Below are 20,933 nucleotides of genomic sequence, written 5' to 3'. Positions count from 1 at the left end.
TCCTCGACGATCACGAGACCAGTGTACGAGGCGGCGTCGAGCCGATTTTCCGGCCGTGGCGCGACTCACTCCGGGCCGGGATGCTAGGGACAGAGTCCATTTCAGACGGCTGGGCCGCCGCGTCGCCGCGACGGCCCAGCCGTTTTCGGTGCTGTTGTTCAGGACACCATGGCCCGCACCGGGCCGTTGGTCACCGTCTTGTGCACCTCCGCCGCCTGCCCGGCTGTGACGAACCCGTACACGTGCAGGGCGACGCTCCGCAGCGTGCCGCTGTCGCCCGGCGCGGTGTCGAGCACCTTGAACGTCCAGGTGCCCTCAGCCGGGCCGCTCATCTGCTTCAGCGGCTGCGCGGGCCGGTACGTGCCGGTGAACGGCGCGTTGCTGCCGGTCACGGAGCTGAACGGCCGGCTCGCGGAGTCGGCGAACACCACCTGGCACAAGTTCCGCCCGCCCCCGCCGGAGCGCTGGAACAGCGTCGCCTGCGCACCCGAGGGCGAGGTCAGCGTGCCGACCAGGTCACCGGCGTAGCTGTGGCTGATGCCCACCGTGGTGGACGCCGGGTCGGTGCTGCAGGTGGCGCCGTCCACCGACAGCGTCACCTTCGAGGCCGCGCCGACCCCGCCGACCACCAGCGGCACCGACGCGCCGACCTGCGAATTGTCCGGAATCGGCAGCGCCGGACCGGTGTAGGCGAAGGTCTTCGCCTCCTGGGACGGGGTGCCGATCGGGATTTCGAAGGTGCTGGTGAGCGGCGACAAGGCCCCCACGAAGGTCACCTTCGCGGTCAGCACCACGGGGGTGCCGAGTGCCTGACCGGCCGGGATCGTGACGGAGAAGTCGTTCACCCCGGTCTGCCCCGGGCTGATCGTGCCGTACGACCTCGCTCGTGGGGCCACAGTGACTCCTGTGGTCGGAGAGGTCAGCACCACGCTGGTCGACGCCGCCGCGCCGTCACCGGTGTTCTTCACCGGCAGCGTGACCTTCGCCGTGTCCCCCGGCTGCACCGAAGTGCCGCCGTTCGCCGTGGTGACGGTGGGTTGCAGTGCCTGTGCGTAGGGCTGCGGGCTGGCGCCGGTGTACGCCAGCACCTTGTCCGCCAGCACCACACCGTTCCCGGTCAGCACGTCCGAACCCGGCGCTTCGATGTCGACCGCGGTGCGCAGGAAGGCTTCGCGAACGTCCGAAGCGGACAGTCGCGGGTTGCCGGACAGCACGAGACTGGCGATGGCGGCCGCGTGCGGAGCGGCGGCGGAGGTGCCGAAGAACGGGTCGAAGCCGCGCACCGAGGTGCGCACCCCGTCGGCGGCGGTGATCTCCGGCTTGGCCCGGACCTCACCGCCGGTCGAAGACACATTGCCCGGGGTGATCGGCCTGCCGTCGGCCTCGTAGAACATCCGCCGCGAACCGTCGGAGCTGAACCGCTCGGCCTTGCTGGCGCCGGAGAACGCGGCCGGGAACGGACCCTTGGGGTTGGCCGGGTCGCCCGGCTCCAGCGGGCGGCCGAACGCCGGTCCGGCAGGTGCGGCGGCGACGGAGAACGCGGCCCGCGCCGCGCTGTGCCCGGCCGCGACACCCGGTGTGCTGTAGCCCTTCAGCACCCCGGTCGTGTCCTTGAACCGGCTGCGGAACGCGGTCAGTGACAGGTAACGGTTCTCGCCGGAGAACTTCACCACGGCCACCCGCAAGCCGGTCCCGCCGAAGCGCGGGGTGACGAGACGCTCGTAGGGATCCTGCGTGCCGTTCTGGGCGTCCTGGCTGAACGAGACGACGTTGCCCGCCCGGTCGAGCAGATACAGGTCGTAGTCGTCCGAGGCCGCGCCGAGCGGATCCGACCAGTGCAGCGTGATCGGGACATTCGCCGAGGAGGCGTCGGAAATCGGTTCGTAGATCTGGGTTCCCGCCGCACCGGCGAAGTTGTGCGCGGTCCCGCGGTACTTGCCCACCGGCACGCCCGAGTCGGCGAAGTCGCCTTCCCAGTGGGCGGCCGTGCCGTCGGCGACGTTGCCGTCGTTGCCCGCCGAGGAGAAATACAGCGCGCCGCCTGCGGTCACGTCGTTCACCGCCTGCGCGATGATCCAGTCCTGGAACGGGGATTCCTTGAAGTAGATGACATCGTCGACGATCACATCGCAGTGCGACTCGAAGCGGAGCTTGCGGATGTTGTCCGCGAAGCCGGCGTCGGAGTTGAAGGCGGTGGCGAAGCCGAGCCGGGCGTTCGGCGCGAGGTCGTGGATGATCTCCAGCATCGCGGTGCCCTCGTCGCCGCTGCCCGCCTGCCCGGCGGGCACGTCGACGTCCGCGGGCAGTTCGCCCTTGGCCTGGGAGACGGCCAGCGAGTCGATCCCGTCGGACAACGCACAGGCCTTGACGCCGGTGCCGGTGACACCGAATTCGCGGCGGGCGGTGTCGGCGTTGTGCGCGCGATCGCCCTCACTGGTCAGGGTCGCCGCACCCTGGTTCGCGAGTGCCTGCTGCAGCGCCTGGCCGATCCGATCGGCCTTCTGCTGCTTGGTTTCCGGCTTGGTGTTCACGCCGTCCGCGGAGGTTTCCCGTTGCCGCGCGGTGATCGCCTGATCAGCGGTCTCCACGCGCCGCACGTCGGCGCGTGCGGCGATCGCGGGCAACGCCGAAACCGGTACCTCGGCACGGATGCTCGCGGCGCGGGCGGACACCGTGCGCACCGCGGCCCCGGCCGCCTGCAGGTCGTGCACCAGGCCGTCGCTCACCTTCGTGACGCGTAGGTCGACCAGCGCGGTGGATCCGGCCGCCGCGACGCCCGGCACGGCCGACTGGCTCAGCGCGTTGCTCCGCAGCTTTTGTGCAACGAGCAACTGACTGTCTAGTTTGGACTCATTCTTGCTGCGATTGGCTTTCACCGCCTGTAATGCGGCAATCTGCTTCTGCGCGGTGGCGGTCAGGGAATCCGGTGTGGACGATTCCGTGGCACTCGCTCCCGGCGGAGCGGCCAGCCCGGCCGCGGCGAGTACCGCGACGGCGGCGGAAAGCACCGCCGCCCGTCTTCTCCCGATCGCTGATCCTGTCGTGGCTTTCGTGGAACGGCTTCGACGCACATGCGCCTCCGAATCTCGCACCGCGTGCCCCGACTCACGCTGCCAACGCCGGTGAACACCGGCTGCGTCCCAGCTAAAGGTCCGGGCACCGCGTGAAAAAACAGCCGTTGGAGTGACGAACGGGAGAACTCTCCCCAAATCCACCGGAAGTCGTGCGCCGTTCGGCCGAACCGATCGCGGAACCCCTCAGCGCACAGGGAATTCGGCGCCCTGGAACCTTCGGCGCAGGAACCTTCAGGGCATGGGGGTGCTTCAGAGCACGAACGAATCCGACCACGGCTGCCCGGACCGGCCGGACAGCGCGTCGAGCAGGGTCACCGCCTGCCTGTCGGTCAGCGAAGCGATGAAGTCGACCACCGCGCGGCCGCGGGCCAGCCCCCGCACCGCGTCCGGGCCCTCGACCCGTTCCCCGGTCGCGCCGATCAGCAATTCCGGTACGGTACGGGCGATCCCGGCGTACTCCTCGTGTGCCAGCTCGACCAGATCGTGCAGCCGGCGGGGCAGCCGGGACAGCTCGTCGCGGTCGAGCAGCCAGCTCTCCAGCGCGTCCGCCAGCGTGGTCACCAGGCTGGCCTGGCCGCGCTGGTGCAGCGCGAGATCCGGACGCAGCAACACGAACCGGCGGTGCACGAACTTGAGCACCTGCACCTCGTGCCACTGCGCGGGGCGCAGCGACAGATGCCCGGACCGGGTGGAGGGCGAGGACAGCAGGAAGACCCCGTTGACCAGCCGGGAACTCAAGCTCGCGGAGAACGCCGCGGTGGCCTGCTCGGCTTCGGTGGAGCCGTCGAACCCGGTGGCCAGCAGGCCGTCCACCAGTTCGTGGCGAACCCGGGCGACGGCCTCGGCGAACGCCTCGTCGTCCACGATCCAGCCGTCCTTGAGGTGCATCCGGCGGCGCAGCTGCTCCAGCGAACGGCCTGGCCGGCGCAGCTCGGCGGCGAGCCCGGCGTTGGTCAGCGCGGCCAGCTCCGCCGCGTGCGCGAGCCACTCCCCCAGCTCGGCGGCGACCGGGGCGTGCTGCAGCACGCCGATCCGGTGGAAGTCCTGCAGATCGTGGATCGCGTAGGCGATGTCGTCGGCAGTGTCCATTACGGACGCTTCGACGGTCTGCTGCCATGGCTCGATCCGCCCGGCGAACGGGGCGCGGGCCTGTGCGAAGTCGTCGAGTTCGGTGACGTAGGCGGAGAATTTGCTCGAACCGGTGCCCGGCGCGTCCTCCGGCTCGGCGGCGCCGCGGGGCGGCTGGGGCATCGCCGACGGGTGCGGCTGCGGGACATGCAGCCGTGCCCACGGGTACTTCAGCACCGCGGCCCGCACCGCCGTGGTCAGATCGAGCCCGATCGCGGACGGCCCGCGCACGTCGGTGGTGGTCAGGATGCGGAAGGTCTGGGCGTTGCCCTCGAACCCGTCGGCCAGGCCGAACCGGTGCCGGGCGAGCCGGTCCAGCGTCTGCTCGCCGAGGTGGCCGAACGGCGGATGCCCGAGGTCGTGCGCCAGCGCCGCGGCCTCGCACGTGTCCGGATCGCAGCCGCCGAGCTTGGCGGCCAGCTCCGCGGACTCGCTCGCGGCGGTGATCCGCTCCGCGATCGCGCGCGCGACCTGGGCGACCTTCAGGCTGTGCGTGAGCCGGTTGTGCAGCAGACCGGAATCGCCCGCGCTGACCACCTGCGTGACCCCGCCGAGGCGGGCGAAGAACGGCGAGGCGGTGATCCGGTCGCGGTCCACGCGGAACGGGCCGGCCGCCAGGTCGGTGAACCCACCGGCCGAGCCCGCCGGGTCGCGGCGGGCGGCCCTCGGGTCGATCTCGTGCATGCGGTCCACCGTATCGGCCCGTACCCGATCCGTGCGGCAGGATCGGGGCATGACCGACGTGCTGGTGGCGGGAGGCGGCCCCGCCGGACGAGCCCTCGCCCGTGCCTGTGCCCGGCGGGGGCTGGCGACCACCTTGGTCGACCCGTCCCCAAACCGTCCGTGGCAGGCGACGTACGGACTGTGGTCGGACGAAGTCCCCGGCCTGCCCACCACCGCGATCGCCGCCGCCCCGGCCAGGACCGTCGCCTACGGCACCCGCGAACATCACCTGGACCGCGACTACCTGGTCCTGGCGAACGACGGCCTCCGAAACTGGCTTACCGCCCCCGAAGTGACGATCCTGAGCGGCCGGGTGATCACCGCCGACCACGGCCCGCACGGCTCGACGGTGCTGCTCGCCGACGGCCGCCGTCTGACCGCCGCCGTGGTCGTCGACGCGACGGGCGCCGCCAGGACCCTGTCCGGCGGACGGCCCCGCGGACCACGGGCGGAGCAGACCGCGTACGGCCTGGTCATCCCTGCGGAGTCGGCGGAACGCCTGGTACCAGGCGTGGCGGATACGGCGGTGTTCATGGACTGGCGGAGTGATCCCGGGTTGGGCCGTCAGGCGCACTCAGCCGGGTGGGGTGTGGCCGGGCAGGGCGCGGTTGCCAGTGCGCCGGAGCGTGGTGCCGCGGCGAGTCCGCTCGGCGCGCACGCGCAGGATCGCCCCGAGGTCGTCGAACGTGGCGGAGCGCCACCGGCTCAGCCCGCGGTCGAGCGGCCCACCGACCCGTCCGGCGGCACCGATCGCCCCGGATCGCCGACCCGGGCGGATCCACCGGACGCCACCGGCGGGCATGACGTCGCACCGAACCAGTCCGACACCGGCCAGCTGCTGCCGGATCTTTCCGGCAGCGACAGCCACGCGACCATGCCCGACCAGCCCCGCATGACCGGCCACGCTCCGTCCTCTCCGGACCGGACTCACGACGGCCACCCCGCAACCCCGCCGTCCGAAGTGGACGCTGGAGCCCGGCACCTGGTCACCCCCGCCGCCGCCCCCTCGCCCCCCTCGCCCGGCGCAAAGGCTGTGAAGGGACCCTTCCCAGCCTCCGAGTCCGTGAAGGGACCCTTCACAGCCCTCTCTGACCATCCGAACCCGCCCGGCCTCACCCACCACGACGTGGTCTCCGACACACTCCCGCCCGTCAACCGCACCGCCGGTCCTCGCGGGAGGTCCGCCGGAGCCGTTACCCGCCACGGCGCCCTCCCCGGCCCCGATGCGGCTTTTTGTTACTTTCTCCCGCTCGGTGACGGTTCCGTGCTCGTCGAGGAGACCTCGCTCGCCCACCGGCCCGGGGTGCCTGCCGGGGAGCTGGCCGCGCGGCTGCGGGCGCGGCTGGCGGCTTGCGGGGTGCCCGCCGAGGGCAGGGCGGAGCGGGTGCGGATCGTGCTCGACCTGCCGATGTCCGGGCGGGGACGGGTGGTGCCGTTCGGGGTCGCGGGCGGGTTCGTGCATCCGGCGACCGGGTACAGCCTCGCCACGGCGCTGCGGCTGGCTCCGGTCGTGGCCGGGGCGATCGCCGGCGCGTTCGACGCGGGGCCTGCCGCGGCCGCGCGTGCCGCGCACCGGGCACTGTGGACAGTCGAGGCGCGTGCGGTGCATGTGTTGCGGCGTCACGGTTTGCGTGCGTTGCTCGGCATGTCCCCGGATCAGCTCGCCGGGTTCTTCGAGCTCTTCTTCTCGCTGCCGCCCGCGATGCGGCGGGCGTTCACGTCCGGACGGGACGATCTGCCGGGTACCACGGGCGCGATGGGCAGATTGTTCCGTACCGCGTCGCCAGGGCTGCGGTGGCGCCTGCTAGGCTGAGTGTTGCGAGGAATTTTCCCACCTCCGGGTGGTGCAAGCAGAGTCTGCCGGGTTACTCCGATTCAGGTAACCGAGGTTCCTCCGCGGTGAACATCTGCTGACAACGGTTCCTTCTCGCGCGAGCCGATGCGACGATCGCCCTGTGACGACGCTCCGTGCGGTCCGCTTCGCCTTCCAGCCGATGTACAGCCTCCACACCGGCGGCGTTGTCGCGTACGAAGCGCTCGCGCGACCGGGCCGGGGCACCGCGCACGAGCTGCTCGCCGAGGCCCGCCGCGCCGGCCGGCTCACCGAGGTCGACCTGGGGCTCGCCGCCGCCGCGGTGCGGCAGGAAGCCACCCGGCCCAGCGCGCTGCCGTTGCACCTGAACCTCTCCGCCCGCACGCTCGCCGCCGCGCCCTCGGCGTTCGACGAGCTGATCGCCGAACTCGGCGCGGCCGGGCGGCGCACCCGCGACGTGGTGCTCGAGATCGGGCCGCCGTTCACCCACCTGCCCGCGGACCGGCTGCTGGCCGGGATGCGCACGGTCACCGAACTCGGCTTCCGGCTCGCCCTCGACGGGCTCGGCCGCGGGGATCTGCCACTGGCGCTGCTCGCGCAGGCCCCGGTGGACCTGATCAAGCTGGACCGCAGCGTGCTGCGCGGGCTGCCCGACGACCCGGCCTCGGTGGCCGTGGTCGAAGCGCTGCTGCACTTCACGACCCGGACCAGCATCCGGATGGTGGCGACCGGCATCGAGACCGGCCCGCAGCTGGACGCGGCGCAGCGCCTCGGCGTGCGAATCGCGCAGGGCAACCTGCTGGCCCCGCCCGCCGCGCACCGGTCCGCCCCGGCGGCGGGCGCGGTGGTGCCGGACGACCGCCGCACCCCCGCTCCCCCGCAGGCCCCGCGAATCGCGGACTTCCTCCGCCCGGCCACCACCCTGCCCGAGGACGCCACCTGCGACGACGTGCGCGAAGTACTGGCCGCCGCGGACGCGCCGAGCGGAGTGATCGGCGTGGACGAGAATCACCGTCCGCAGTGGTCGGTGGACCGGACACGGTTCCTCGTCGCGGTCACCGGCCCGTACGGTCACGCTCTGCACGCGAGACGACCGGCCGGGCGGCTGGCGGACAAGCCGCACACCATCGAGGCCGGGGCGAGCGCACTGGAGTTCCTCGAACTGGTCACCGACGCGGACTGGGCCCGCACCGGCGACGACGTGGTCGTGGTCAACGGGGCCGGGCACTGTCTCGGCGTCGTGCTGGTCACCGACGTCGTGCGCGGGGTCGCGGAGGCGAAGGTCGAGGAGGCCGTCACGCTCAGCCCGCTCACCCGGCTGCCGGGCAGCGAGGCGGTGGCCCGCGACGTGGAACGCCGGATCGCGACCGGCGAGCCGTTCGTGGCCGCCTGGCTGGACGTGGACGCGTTCAAGATGGTCAACGACAACGCCGGTTTCGCCGCGGGCGACGACCTGATCCGCACCCTCGGCAGAACGCTCACGGAACTGACCCGGAGACTGCCGCGGATGCGGGTCAGCCACGTGGGCGGCGACGATTTCCTGATCGTCTGCGACGTGGACGAGATCGCCCCCATCGCCGCGGCGATGCTGGACACGGAATGGTCCGCGGAAGGCCTGCCGGTCACCGTCTCCCTGGCCACGCTCGTGTGCGCGACCGAGTCGATCCCGTCCTATCGGGACGCTTCCCGGTTGCTGGCCCCGCTGAAGAAGCGCGCGAAGTCGGTCCCCGGTTCGAGCTGGGTGCTCGGCCGCCCCGCCAGCGACCGGGTAGAGGTGCTGCGCGGCATCGGCCGCGAGGTCGCCGTCAGCCGCTCGGCATAGCCGGGCGAGAGCGACGCTGTGAAGGGACCCTTCACGGTCGCAGAGTCCGTGAAGGGTCCCTTCACAGCCCTGCAGGGCCGAATGTGGACGGCGCGCTAACCGCCTCGTGGTGCGTACATGATCACGGCGACGCCGGCGAGGCAGAGCAGTGCGCCCAGCACGTCGTAGCGATCCGGGCGGTAGCCGTCCGCGACCATCCCCCAGGCGAGCGAGCCGGCGACGAAAACCCCGCCGTACGCGGCGAGGATGCGGCCGAAATCGGCGTCCGGCTGCAGCGTGGCGACGAAACCGTAGAGCCCGAGGGCCACGATCCCGGCACCGACCCACCACCAGCCGCGATGTTCGCGCAGGCCTTGCCAGATGAGCCAGGCACCGCCGATCTCCAGGATCGCGGCGGCCACGAACAGCACGATGGAACGGAAGACCGTCATCCGCCGGCTACCGAAGTGAGCACAGGACCGACAGGGACGCCCCGCGGTCTTACGTTCATGGCTGTAGTTATACGGGAGCGCAACGCGGAGACAGGAAAGGCCACCCCGGCGTTGTCCCCGGGATGGCCTTTCACTCAAGAGAATTCAGACGGTGAAGCCGAGTGCGCGCAGTTGCTCGCGACCTTCCTCGGTGATCTTCTCCGGGCCCCACGGCGGCATCCAGACCCAGTTGATCCGGAAGTCGCTGACCAGGCCGCCGGAGGTCAGCGCGGCCCCGGTCTGGTCCTCGATCACGTCGGTGAGCGGGCAGGCTGCCGAGGTCAGCGTCATGTCCAGGGTCGCCGAGTTGTCGGCCTCCACCCGGATGTCGTAGACCAGGCCCAGATCCACCACGTTGATGCCGAGTTCCGGGTCGACGACGTCGCGCATCGCCTCTTCGATGTCCTCGATCCTGGCCACGTCGGCGGGCACGGCGGCGGCCTGCTCGGGCAGGTCCGCGGCGGTGCGCCCCTCGCGCGGGTCGATGGCCGTCTCTTCGCTCATGCCTTCTCAGCTCCTGTGGTGGTACTGGACACCGCGTCCTTGAACGCCATCCAGCCGAGCAGCGCGCACTTCACGCGCGCCGGGTACTTCGCGACGCCGGCGAACGCGACGCCGTCCTCCAGCACGTCCTCGTCCGGTTCGACCTTGCCCTTGCCCTGCATCAGCTCCACGAAGGCGTCCATGGTGGTGAACGCCTCCTCGACGGTGCGGCCGAGGACGAGATCGGTCAGCACCGAGGCCGAGGCCTGGCTGATCGAGCAGCCCTGCCCGGCGTAGGACACGTCCTCGACCTTGCCGCCGGTCACCTTGACCCGCAACGTGATCTCGTCCCCGCAGGTCGGGTTGACCTGGAACGACTCGGCGTCGAACGGATCGCGCAGGCCGCGCCCGTGCGGGTTCTTGTAGTGATCCAGGATGATCTCCTGGTACATGCTCTCCAGGTTCATTCCGCGACCCCGAAGAACCTTTGCGCCTCACGGATCCCGGCGACCAGTGCGTCCACTTCGGACAGTGTGTTGTACAGGTAGAAGCTCGCCCGCACCGTGGCCGGCACCGAGCAGGCCCGGTGCAGCGGCCACGCGCAGTGGTGCCCCACCCGCACCGCGATACCGAGGCTGTCGAGCACCTGACCGGCGTCGTGCGGGTGCACGCCGTCGATCACGAACGCGACGGTGGCGCCGCGGTCGGCCAGGTCGGTCGGCCCGATGATGCGCACGCCGGGGATCGCCCCGATGCCCGCGATCGCGGCCGCCGCCAGCTCGTGCTCGTGGGCCGCGATCCGGTCCATCCCGACCGCGGACAGGTAGTCCACCGCCGCGCCGAGGCCGATCGCCTGCGAGGTCATCGGAACCCCGGCCTCGAACCGCTGCGGCGGCGCGGCGAACGTAGTGCGCTCCATCGTGACCAGCTCGATCATCGAACCGCCGGTGAGGAACGGCGGCATCGCTTCGAGCAGCTCGGTACGGCCGTAGAGCACGCCGATGCCGGACGGCGCCAGCATCTTGTGCCCGGAGAACACCGCGAAATCGACGTCCAGCGCGTGGAAGTCGACCGAACCCTGCTTATACAAACCATGCGGCACCGACTGGCAGGCGTCCAGGACGGTCAGCGCGCCGACCGCCTTCGCCTTGGCCACCAGCTTCTCCACCGGGTTGACCGTGCCGAGCACATTGGACTGGTGCGCGAACGCGACCACCTTGGTGCGCGGCGTGATCAGCTCGTCCACATCGGACAGATCGAGCCGGCCTTCCGGCGTGACCTTGAACCACTTCAGCGTCGCTCCGGTGCGCTGGCACAACTGCTGCCAGGGCACCAGGTTCGCGTGGTGCTCCATCTCCGTGATGACGATCTCGTCGCCCTCGCCGATCCGGAACCGGGAAGCCTCCGGACCGGCGGTGGCGGCGTTGCTCATCGCGTACGCCACGAGGTTGATGCCCTCGGTGGCGTTCTTGGTGAACACCAGCTCTTCCGGCTGGGCGCCGACGAACTCGGCGGTCTTCGCCCGCGCGGATTCGTAGGCGTCGGTGGCCTCTTCGGACAGCTGGTGAGCACCACGGTGCACGGCCGAGTTCGACGTGAGCACGTACTGCCGCTCCGCGTCGAGAACCTGCACCGGCCGTTGCGAAGTCGCCCCGGAGTCCAGGTACACCAAGGGTTTCCCGTCGCGCACGGTGCGGGACAGGATCGGGAAGTCGCCGCGCAGTGCCGCCACGTCAAGGGGCACAGAGTTGGTCGGGCTGTTCGAGGCCGTGGTGGTCATCGAGCCAACTCCTCTCGGTGTAGTCGGGAACTCGGGCGATACGTCAGGCCTTCGCCGGTTCGGCAGCGCCCACGTACTTGACGTACCCGTTCTCCTCCAGCTCGTCGGCCAGCTCGCGGCCGCCCGACTCGACCACCCGGCCGCCGGCGAACACGTGCACGAAGTCCGGGGTGATGTGCCGCAGGATCCGGGTGTAGTGCGTGATCAGCATGACGCCGACCTCGGCCGACGCCTTGTACTCGTTGACGCCCTCGGAGACCACCCGCAGCGCGTCCACGTCGAGGCCGGAGTCGGTCTCGTCGAGGATCGCGAACTTCGGCTTGAGCAGCGCCAGCTGCAGGATCTCGTGACGCTTCTTCTCCCCACCGGAGAAGCCCTCGTTCACCGAGCGCTCGGCGAACTCACCCGAGATGCCGAGCTTGCCCATCTCCTCCTTGACCTCCTTGACCCAGTGGCGCAGCTTGGGAGCCTCGCCCCGGACCGCGGTGGCCGCGGTGCGCAGGAAGTTCGACATCGAGACGCCGGGCACCTCGACCGGGTACTGCATGGCGAGGAAGAGGCCGGCGCGGGCGCGCTCGTCCACGCTCATCTCCAGCACGTTCTCGCCGTCCAGCAGCACCTCGCCGGAGGTGACCTCGTACTTGGGGTGCCCGGCGATCGCGTAGGACAGGGTGGACTTGCCGGAGCCGTTGGGGCCCATGATCGCGTGTGTCTGGCCCGACCGGATGGTCAGGTTCACGCCCTTCAGGATCTCCTTGGCACCTTCCTCGGTGGTCACCGAAGCGTGCAGGTCCTTGATTTCCAGGGTAGCCATTCTGTGTTCCTCAGTCTGATGTGGACGGACCGGCTCAGGCGCCGACGGCTTCGAGTTCGGCTTCGATCGCCGCTTCGAGGCGCTCGCGCACCTCGGGCACACCGATGCGGACCAGGATCTCGTGGAAGAACCCGCGCACGACCAGCCGGCGCGCGGCCTCCTCGCCGATACCGCGCGACTGGAGGTAGAACAACTGCTCGTCGTCGAACCTTCCCGTGGCACTCGCGTGGCCGGCGCCTTCGATCTCGCCGGTCTCGATCTCCAGGTTCGGCACCGAGTCCGCGCGCGCCCCGGGCGTGAGCACCAGGTTGCGGTTGAGCTCGTAGGTGTCGGTGGCCTCGGCGGCCGCGCGGATCAGCACGTCACCGATCCACACGGTGTGTGCGTCGTTGCCCTGCAGCGCGCCCTTGTACATCACGTTGGACTTGCAGTGGGCCACCGCGTGGTCCACGAACAGCCGGTGCTCCTGGTGCTGCCCGGCGTCGGCGAAGTACAGGCCGAGCATCTCCACGTCGCCGCCCTTGTCCGCGAAGGTCGCGGTGGGCGACACGCGCACCAGGTCGCCGCCGAGGGTGACCACGGTGTGCTTGAGCGTCGCGTCGCGGCCCAGCCGCAGGTGCTGCTCGGAGACGTGCACCGCGTCGTCGGCCCAGTCCTGGACGCTGACCACGGTGATCTTCGCCGAGTCGCCGATGACGAACTCGACGTTGTCCGCGTACGTGCCGGAGCCGACGTGGTCGAGCACGATCACCGCTTCGGCGAACGCCTCGGCGCGGACCTGCAGGTGCCCATAGGCGACCTTGCCCTCGCCCGGGCCGTGTACGCGCAGCGTCGACGCCTTCGACGCCTTGCTCTCCTTCGGCACGGTCACCACGGTGGCCTGCGTGAAGGAGGAGTACGCCTGCGCCGCGATCCGGTCGCTGGGCACGCCCGCCTCGCCGAGGCGGGCGTCGTCGCGGCCGACCGTCTCGATCTTCAGCTCCGGCGCCGCGTCGGTCTCCAGAGTGATCTCGCCCGAAGCGGCCGCGGTGCCGTCGTGCAGGCCGCGCAGGCGCTTCATCGGGGTGAAGCGCCAGTTCTCCTCACGCCCGCCGGGGACCTCGAAGGCCGCGACGTCGTAGGAGGTGAACCGCTCCGCGCGGGAGGCCGCCGGAATGACGGCCCCCTCGCGAAGCGCTTCCGAAACGTTGTTCTCTGCCACGGACATGGTCAGCCGACGGACCCTTCCATCTGAAGCTCGATCAGGCGGTTCAGCTCGAGCGCGTATTCCATCGGCAGCTCGCGCGCGATGGGCTCGACGAACCCGCGCACGATCATCGCCATCGCCTCGTCCTCGGCCAGGCCGCGGGACATCAGGTAGAACAGCTGCTCTTCACTGACCTTGGACACGGTGGCCTCGTGGCCCATGGACACCTCGTCGTTGCGGATGTCCACGTACGGGTAGGTGTCCGAGCGCGAGATGGTGTCCACCAGCAGCGCGTCGCAGACCACCGAGGACCGCGAGTGGTGCGCCCGCTTCGCGACCTTCACCAGGCCACGGTAGGACGTGCGGCCACCACCGCGCGCCACCGACTTCGACACGATCGTCGAGGAGGTGTGCGGGGCGAGGTGCTCCATCTTGGCGCCCGCGTCCTGGTGCTGGCCCTCACCGGCGAACGCGACCGACAGGACCTCGCCCTTGGCGTGCTCGCCCATCAGGAAGACCGACGGGTACTTCATGGTCACCTTGGAGCCGATGTTGCCGTCGACCCACTCCATGGTCGCGCCCTCTTCGCACTTGGCGCGCTTGGTGACCAGGTTGTACACGTTGTTCGACCAGTTCTGGATCGTCGTGTAGCGGCAGCGCGCGCCCTTGCGCACGATGATCTCCACGACCGCCGAGTGCAGCGAGTCGGACTGGTAGATCGGCGCCGTGCAGCCCTCGACGTAGTGCACGTAGGCATCCTCGTCGACGATGATCAGCGTCCGCTCGAACTGGCCCATGTTCTCGGTGTTGATCCGGAAGTAGGCCTGCAGCGGGATCTCCACGTGCACGCCCTTGGGAACGTAGATGAACGAGCCCCCGGACCACACCGCGGTGTTCAGCGCGGAGAACTTGTTGTCCCCGGCCGGGATCACCGAGCCGAAGTACTCCCGGAACAGCTCCGGGTGCTGCTTGAGCGCGGAGTCGGTGTCCAGGAACAGCACGCCCTGCTCCTCCAGGTCCTCACGGATCTGGTGGTAGACGACCTCGGACTCGTACTGCGCGGCGACGCCGGCCACGAGGCGCTGCTTCTCCGCCTCCGGGATGCCGAGCTTGTCGTAGGTGTTCTTGATGTCCTCGGGCAGGTCCTCCCAGGAGGTCGCCTGCTTCTCCGTGGACCGCACGAAGTACTTGATGTTGTCGAAGTCGATCCCGGACAGGTCCGCGCCCCAGTTGGGCATCGGCTTGAGGTCGAAGAGCTTGAGCGCCTTGAGGCGGGCGTCGCGCATCCACTCGGGCTCGGACTTCTTGCCGGAGATGTCGAGGACGACGTCCTCGCTCAGGCCGCGACGGGCGCTGGCGCCCGCCTCGTCGGAGTCCGCCCAGCCGAAAGCGTAGTTGCCCAGGGACGCGATGGTCTCTTCCTGGCTCAACGGCTCGGTGGTGGGAGTGCGCTGCTCGGCAGCGGCAGTCATGCGGGTTTCCCTCCATTCGGGATCCGTGCGGGCTGCTCCCGCGACGGCGTGGCCGCCGCGGGGGCGGTGGTGCGATCCGGCTCGGGATGGGCCGGGATACCCGCCGGTGCGGCGGGTACGTGTGTGGTGCACGCGTTGTCCCCGCGTGCGATGGTCGCCAGGCGCTGCACGTGCGTGCCCAGCAGCCGGGCGAAGGCCTCCGTCTCGGCCTCGCACAGCTGCGGGAACTCCGCGGCGACGTGCGCGACCGGGCAGTGGTGCTGGCAGAGCTGGGTGCCCACCGCAGCGGCCGCACCGGTGGTCGCGGTGCCGCCGACCTGACGGGTCGAGGCAGCGTAGCCCTCCCTGGTCAGCGCGAGCGCGAGTGCCTCCGCCCGGTGCGCCGGATCGGGTGATCCGGTGATCGCCGCGCGGTGCGGGCCGACCAGCCGGTCGACCCGGCTCTCGGCGAACGCGCGCACCGCCTCCGGCCCGGCGTGCTCGGCGAGGAACCGGACCGCGGACACGGCGAGATCGTCGTAGGCGTGCCCGAACCGGGCCCGGCCGGACTCGGTGAGCAGGAACAGCCGGGCGGGCCTGCCCCGGCCGCGCGGCCCGCGCCGCGGCGCGTCGCGGGTCTCCGCCTCGCCGTCGGCCAGCAGCGCGTCCAGATGCCGCCGGACCGCGGCCGGGCTGATGCCCAGCTGCTCGGCGACCACCACGGCGGTCATCGGGCCCTGCTCCAGCAGCAGCCGGGCGACCTCGTGCCGGGTGCGGCCCTCGGCCTGGGAACCCGCCACGGCGAGGGCTTCATGCCCCGGCCGCGCGGCGGTAATCTCGGCGCTGACCTGCACGGGCACAGCACGGCCCGGGGTTCGCGGCGACTCGCCGCGTCCCCCGCCGGTGCACCCGTTCTTTTTCACAACACAAGTGTGTCTTATTTCCCGCCGCCAGGCAAAGGCGGGGCCGGTGGCAGTGACCCGCGTCACCGGGAACCGGACTCGATACGCTTTCCGGCGTGGCGATCGGCGAGCACTCCGAGCAACGGGCCCCGGATCCGGGTGGATCCGGCGACCCGGCGACCGCCGTGGCGCTCTCGCCGGTACGGCCGCGCACGGCCGGGCCGCTGAGCGACGCCGAGCACCGCGGGCTCGACGTGGTGCGCCGCTTCGGCACGGTCGGCTCGCTGTTCCTCGCGCTCGGTTCGCTCGGCGCGGGGGCCGCGCCGGTGATCAACCCGGTGCAGGACCTGCCGGTGCTGCGGCTGTTCACCCGCATCCCCTCGGTGTCGCTCGCGATCGCCTTCTCCGGGATGGGCATCCTGGTGCTCAGCTGGCTGATGCTCGGCCGGTTCGCCCGGCCGGCCAGCGCCCGCCTGGCCACCCGCGGGCAGCTCGCGCGCACCCTCGCGATGTGGGTCGCCCCGCTGCTGGTGATCCCGCCGTTGTTCTCCCGCGACGTGTACAGCTACCTGGCGCAGAGCGAGATCGTGCACCGCGGGATGGATCCCTACCAGCTGGGGCCGGCACAGGCGCTGGGTGTGGCCGACCCGCTCACCTCGGGCGTGTCGAACATCTGGCGGGAGACCCCCGCGCCGTACGGGCCACTGGTGCTGCGGCTCGGCGGCTGGCTCGCCCCCTTGGGCGGCAACAACATCGTGGCCGGGGTGCTGCTGCAGCGCGCGCTCGCGCTCGTCGGCGTGGTGCTCATCGTGTGGGCGCTGCCGCGGCTGGCGCGGCGCTTCGGCGTGCAGCCGGCCACCGCGCTGTGGCTGGGCGCGGCGAATCCGCTGCTGATCTTTCACTTCGTCGCCGGGGCGCACAACGACGCGTTGGCCATCGGGCTGATGGTGGCCGGGCTGGAGGTCGGCATCCGCCGGTTGCCGACCCGGGTGAAGGGGGATTCCCCGCCACCGCTGGCCAGAGGCGAGCTGCTCTACATCGGGCTCGGGGTGGCGATCATCACCGCCGGCGCCACCGTGAAGGTGCCGACGGTGCTGGCGCTGGGCTTCTTCGCGGTGCTGGTGGCGCGCCGCTGGCACGGGCGGATCAAGGACCTGGTGCGGGCCGCCGTCCCGATGGCCGCGTGGTTCGGGGTGGTGCTGGTCGCCATCTGCTACGGCACCGGGCTGGGCTTCGGCTGGATCCCGGTCACCCTCAACACCCCGGGCCTGGTGCGCTCGTGGATCTCCCCCACCGCGGAGCTGATCAACTTTACCGGGGTACTCGGCATCGCGCTCGGGATGGGCAACCACACCGACGCGCTGGTGCCGATCTTCGGCGCGCTGGGCTACCTGGTCATCGCGGCGGTGACGATCAAGTTCCTGTGGGCCAGCTTCAAATGGCGCTACCGGCCGATCATCGGCCTCGGCGTGTCCCTGGGCGCGGCGATGATCCTGCAGATCAGCCTGCAGCCGTGGTACCTGCTGTGGGCGGTGATCCCGCTGGCCGCGGCCGCGGGCACCTCCCGGTTCCGGGTGGCCGCGACGGTGGTCAGCGCCGTGCTGCCGTTCCTGCTCTCGCCCACCGGCAGCACCTTCGACGGCCGTTCCTACATCCTGCCGTGGGCCTACGGCGCCGCGATCCTCGTCACACTGGGCGGACTCGCCGTGGTGCACCGGGTCTGCCCGTTGCTGCTGTCGCGGACGTCTCCCCCGTCCCCGGCACCGGAGGCCCGCGCCGACGTCGTATCGTGACCGGTTGTGGACAACTCCGCGGTCGAGATCACCGGTCTGGTGAAAAGCTACGGCTCCACCACCGCGGTCGACGGGCTCGACCTGCGGATGGCGCGTGGCTCGCTGCTTGCCCTGCTCGGCCCGAACGGGGCGGGCAAGACCACCACCGTCGAGGTCTGTGAGGGCTTCCGCCGCCCCGACGCGGGCACCGTGCGGGTGCTCGGGCTCGACCCGGTCGCCGACCGCGCGAGGCTGCGGCCGCGGGTCGGCATCATGCCCCAGGGCGGCGGCGCGTACCCGGGCGTGCGGGCGGACGAGATGCTGCGGCTGGTCGCCTCCTGCGCGGCCCGGCCGCACGATCCGGCGTGGCTGCTCGACGTGCTCGGCCTGACCGGGGCGCGGCGGACCCCGTTCAAACGGCTCTCCGGCGGGCAGCAGCAACGGCTTTCGCTGGCCTGCGCCCTGGTCGGCCGCCCGGAGCTGGTGTTCCTCGACGAGCCGACCGCGGGGATGGACCCGCAGGCCCGCCGGCTGGTCTGGGACCTGCTCGGCGCGCTGCGCGCGGACGGGGTGAGCGTGCTGCTCACCACGCACCTGATGGAGGAGGCCGAGGCGCTGGCCGATCAGGTGGTGATCGTGGACCACGGCAAGGTCGTGGTCGAGGGCACGCCGCACGCACTCACGCTGGAGGACGGCGAGTCCGCGCAGCTGCGGTTCCGGGCGCGTACCCGGCTCGACACCGGCCTGCTCACCGCGGCGCTGCCGGAGGGCTACCGGGTGAGCGAATCCGCACCCGGCGCGTACCTGGTGGAAGGCTCGGTGGACCCGCAGGTGGTCTCCGCGGTCACCGCGTGGTGCGCGCAGCAGGGTGTGCTGCCCGAGCAGTTGCAGGTCGGCCGCCGCACGCTGGAAGAGGTCTTCCTCGAACTGACCGGGCGGGAGCTGCGCGCATGACCACCTCGTTCCCCGAGGGCACCTTCACCCCCGCGCCCGGCCGCGGCTCGCTGGGCCGGATGCTGCGCACGCACGCCCGGGTCGAGGCCGCCCTCACCTTGCGGCACGGCGAGCAACTGCTGCTCACCCTGATCATCCCGCTGGCCCTGCTGATCGGGCTGAGCCTGCTGGACGTGCTGCCCGCGAGCCAGCTCGGCACCACGTCCAAAGTGGACTGGATCACGCCGCGGATCCTGGCGCTCGCGGTGCTCTCGTCCGCCTTCACCGGGCAGGCCATCGCCCTCGGTTTCGACCGCCGGTACGGCGTGCTGAAACGGCTTTCGGCGACCGCGCTGCCCTCGTGGCTGCTGGTGGCCGGCCGGGTGGTGGCCGCGCTCGTGGTGGTGGCCCTGCAGTCGGTGGTGCTCGGGGTGGTCGCGGCCTTCCTCGGCTGGTCGCCTTCGGCGGCCGGGCTCGGTGCCGCGATCCTGTTGCTGGTGCTGGGCACGCTGGCGTTCGGCGCGCTCGGCGTGCTGCTCGGCGGGGCGCTGCGGGCAGAAGCTGTGCTGGCGCTGGCCAACGTCGTCTGGTTCGTGCTGCTGCTGGCGGGCGGGATCCTGCTGGCTCCTTCGGCGCTGCCGTCCGGGGTCGGCGCGGTGGTGGAGCTGCTGCCCTCCGGCGCGCTGGCGGAGGGCATGCGTGCCGCGCTCGTCGGCGGGCAGTTCCCGGTCGGCCCGATGCTGGTGCTCGCCGGGTGGGCCGCGGTGGCCGGGGTGCTCGCCACGCGCACGACGAAACTCACGTGAGGCCCCTGCCGGTCCGGTTTCCGGACCGGGCCGGAAGATCCGTGCACCCAGGAAGATGATCACCCGTTCGCGAAGACCCCGCGCCGCGCCCCCGATGCGGCAGAAATCCTTGCGCCGCACCATGATTGATCACTTCGGCGGCACTGCACCACCGCATTGCGGACGGGGCCCGACCACGCCCGGGTAATAGAGTCCATTGTGTTCACTACCGTCTGTTATGTCCGAGTTGTCCTCCGCGACCTGATCAGCCGATGGCAGCGCCCGCGGATTTCGATAAATTCGAGGACATACAGGACACAATCCGTTCCCGTTTCCGCATGAAATCGCGGATTTCACCCAGAGTCGCCACCCCAGAAAGGCTGTCATGATGTACGGAAGCGCACTCCGCAACGAGGTCGCCCATGCGCAGATCACCCCCCTGATCGGTGTTTTCGACATGTTCTCCGCTTCGGTCGCCGCCCAGCACTACAACGGCATGTTCGTCTCCGGATTCGGTTTCGCCGCCTCGTACTACGGGCTGCCCGACATCGGGTTCATCGCCTGGCCGGACATCGTGAACTTCGTCCAGCGGCTGCGGCTGGCGTTCCCGCGGCAGCACCTGCTGGTGGACATCGACGACGGGTACGTCGACCCCGAGGTGGCCGCGCACGTGGTTGAGCACCTGGAGCGGATCGGGGCGTCCGGGGTCATCATCGAGGACCAGAAGCGGCCCCGCCGCTGCGGGCACGTGGACGGCAAGCAAATCCTTCCGCTGGCGGAATACCTGGAGAAGCTCGAACTCGTCCTGGAGACCCGGCAGGACCTGGTCGTGGTGGCCCGCACCGACGCCACCGAGGAAGAGGAGATCCTGCGCCGCGCCGAAGCCCTCGCGCAGACCGACGCCGACGTGATCCTCGTCGACGGGGTGCGCAGTGTGGACTGGATCCACCGCGTCCGCCGCGTCATCGGCTCGAAGCCCTTGCTGTTCAACCAGATCGCCGGCGGCAAGTCCCCTCGGCTGTCGCTGCCGGAGCTGCAGGAACTCGGCGTGGACGTGGCGATTTACAGTACGCCGTGCCTGTTCGCCGCGCAGGAGGCGATCGACACCGCGCTCGCCGAGCTGCGCGCGAACGACGGCAGACTGCCCGAAACCCGGCCCGGCAGCGTCGGCGTCGCGGCGTCGATCGAGCTGCTCGAACGCAATATCAGCCGGCACCACCGGGACCGGGCCCCCCGCAGGCCGGCACAGGTCTGACCCGAGTTCACCCGGACGAGGCGCGGCACGTGCCCCCGGCGCGTGCCGCGTTTCCGCCTGCTCCGCAACCGGCCTGCAGGAGCTCCGGACGCAGCTGAGCACCCCGGAAGCAGAACAGCGCACGAGGCCGCGTTCCGACCCCTGCTCGCAATGAACGGGGCACTGTGCCACAGAGGGGAAGTTCGCGTCTTTCGATAGCCCTGTTCACGACCGCTCCACTCCTCTGGGCGATCACCTGTAACGGATGGTATTACTGCGGCGGCGGTGGCGTGAAACCTGCGCTGCGCACATCTACGCGGCAGCGTGATACCCCAGGAGATTGATTCGGATTTCCGTCACGATGAGCAGGGTCGAGGTCCGCGTACGACGGATCAGATTGCCGATTCGATGATTTTCCCCTGGAACGAATAATCTTCAGTTTTATGGCTGCGAAGGGTTTCCGTCCAGCCTTGCCGAGCGCCGACGCGCCCGAAACCCGAAGCCGTGAAGGGTCCCTTCACAGCCTCAGAGTCCGTGAAGGGACCCTTCACGGACCGGCCGCC

16 protein-coding genes are annotated in these 20,933 nt (G+C 70.7%); 6 read left to right on the top strand and 10 right to left on the bottom strand.

The annotated features are described in order from the left end of the window. Positions 1-158: 158 nt before the first annotated feature. Together D5S19_RS23820 and D5S19_RS23815 are read right to left on the bottom strand one after the other, a co-directional pair. On the bottom strand, positions 159-3,008 hold the full coding sequence (locus D5S19_RS23820; protein WP_120025614.1) for a S8 family serine peptidase: 2,850 nt from the start codon (positions 3,006-3,008) through the stop codon (positions 159-161). A 315-nt stretch (positions 3,009-3,323) separates the two neighbouring features. Further along, on the bottom strand, positions 3,324-4,886 hold the full coding sequence (locus tag D5S19_RS23815; protein WP_120025613.1) for a deoxyguanosinetriphosphate triphosphohydrolase family protein: 1,563 nt from the start codon (positions 4,884-4,886) through the stop codon (positions 3,324-3,326). 49 nt (positions 4,887-4,935) lie between these two features. Here D5S19_RS23815 and D5S19_RS33290 point away from each other — a divergent pair, with 49 nt between their 5' ends. After that, positions 4,936-6,738, top strand: coding sequence for a lycopene cyclase family protein (locus D5S19_RS33290; protein WP_233574114.1), 1,803 nt, complete (start codon positions 4,936-4,938; stop codon positions 6,736-6,738). Between the two features lie 142 nt (positions 6,739-6,880). Next, positions 6,881-8,560 (top strand): GGDEF domain-containing protein, encoded by a 1,680-nt coding sequence (locus D5S19_RS23800; protein WP_120025612.1) that lies wholly within the window; start codon positions 6,881-6,883, stop codon positions 8,558-8,560. Positions 8,561-8,655: 95 nt separating this feature from the next. Here D5S19_RS23800 and D5S19_RS23795 read toward each other — a convergent pair whose 3' ends face one another. From D5S19_RS23795 to D5S19_RS23760, 8 genes are all read right to left on the bottom strand, one after another. Continuing rightward, entirely contained in the window at positions 8,656-8,991 is a 336-nt protein-coding gene (locus D5S19_RS23795) for a YnfA family protein (RefSeq protein ID WP_098509430.1), read from the bottom strand. Positions 8,992-9,135: 144 nt separating this feature from the next. Beyond that, positions 9,136-9,534, bottom strand: a complete 399-nt coding sequence (locus tag D5S19_RS23790; protein WP_120025611.1) for a metal-sulfur cluster assembly factor — start codon at positions 9,532-9,534, stop codon at positions 9,136-9,138. Next, positions 9,531-9,980, bottom strand: a complete 450-nt coding sequence (gene sufU / locus D5S19_RS23785) for a Fe-S cluster assembly sulfur transfer protein SufU (RefSeq protein ID WP_120025610.1) — start codon at positions 9,978-9,980, stop codon at positions 9,531-9,533. The genes D5S19_RS23790 and sufU overlap by 4 nt, the downstream gene beginning before the upstream one ends. Beyond that, complete coding sequence (locus D5S19_RS23780; protein WP_120025609.1) at positions 9,977-11,293, bottom strand: cysteine desulfurase; 1,317 nt, start codon at positions 11,291-11,293, stop codon at positions 9,977-9,979. Before D5S19_RS23780 ends, sufU begins: the two co-directional genes overlap by 4 nt. A 43-nt stretch (positions 11,294-11,336) precedes the next feature. Beyond that, a complete protein-coding gene (sufC, locus tag D5S19_RS23775; protein ID WP_120025608.1) occupies positions 11,337-12,107 on the bottom strand; it encodes a Fe-S cluster assembly ATPase SufC in 771 nt (256 codons plus the stop codon). Between the two features lie 34 nt (positions 12,108-12,141). Continuing rightward, positions 12,142-13,314 (bottom strand): Fe-S cluster assembly protein SufD, encoded by a 1,173-nt coding sequence (gene sufD, locus D5S19_RS23770; RefSeq protein WP_120025607.1) that lies wholly within the window; start codon positions 13,312-13,314, stop codon positions 12,142-12,144. A gap of 2 nt (positions 13,315-13,316) precedes the next feature. Next, a complete protein-coding gene (gene sufB, locus D5S19_RS23765; protein ID WP_120025606.1) occupies positions 13,317-14,765 on the bottom strand; it encodes a Fe-S cluster assembly protein SufB in 1,449 nt (482 codons plus the stop codon). Next, positions 14,762-15,667 carry a helix-turn-helix transcriptional regulator gene (locus D5S19_RS23760; protein ID WP_199730662.1) on the bottom strand — a complete coding sequence of 302 codons (906 nt, stop codon included), beginning with the start codon at positions 15,665-15,667 and terminating at the stop codon, positions 14,762-14,764. The genes sufB and D5S19_RS23760 overlap by 4 nt, the downstream gene beginning before the upstream one ends. 95 nt (positions 15,668-15,762) lie before the next feature. Here D5S19_RS23760 and mptB point away from each other — a divergent pair, with 95 nt between their 5' ends. The 4 genes from mptB to D5S19_RS23740 all read left to right on the top strand — a co-directional run bounded on the left by mptB (position 15,763) and on the right by D5S19_RS23740 (position 20,391). Then, on the top strand, positions 15,763-17,439 hold the full coding sequence (gene mptB, locus D5S19_RS23755; RefSeq protein ID WP_199730661.1) for a polyprenol phosphomannose-dependent alpha 1,6 mannosyltransferase MptB: 1,677 nt from the start codon (positions 15,763-15,765) through the stop codon (positions 17,437-17,439). A gap of 6 nt (positions 17,440-17,445) precedes the next feature. After that, entirely contained in the window at positions 17,446-18,372 is a 927-nt protein-coding gene (locus D5S19_RS23750; protein ID WP_120025604.1) for an ABC transporter ATP-binding protein, read from the top strand. Next, positions 18,369-19,157 (top strand): ABC transporter permease, encoded by a 789-nt coding sequence (locus D5S19_RS23745; protein WP_199730660.1) that lies wholly within the window; start codon positions 18,369-18,371, stop codon positions 19,155-19,157. The genes D5S19_RS23750 and D5S19_RS23745 overlap by 4 nt, the downstream gene beginning before the upstream one ends. 364 nt (positions 19,158-19,521) lie before the next feature. Further along, positions 19,522-20,391, top strand: a complete 870-nt coding sequence (locus D5S19_RS23740; RefSeq protein WP_120025603.1) for an isocitrate lyase/PEP mutase family protein — start codon at positions 19,522-19,524, stop codon at positions 20,389-20,391. Positions 20,392-20,933 lie beyond the last annotated feature (542 nt).

It is taken from the genome of Amycolatopsis panacis (assembly GCF_003600245.1).
In the GTDB taxonomy this organism is placed as follows: Bacteria; Actinomycetota; Actinomycetes; order Mycobacteriales; family Pseudonocardiaceae; genus Amycolatopsis; species Amycolatopsis sulphurea.
The sequence above is the reverse complement of the archived record's forward strand: the minus strand, read 5'-3'. Positions and strand labels throughout refer to the sequence as shown.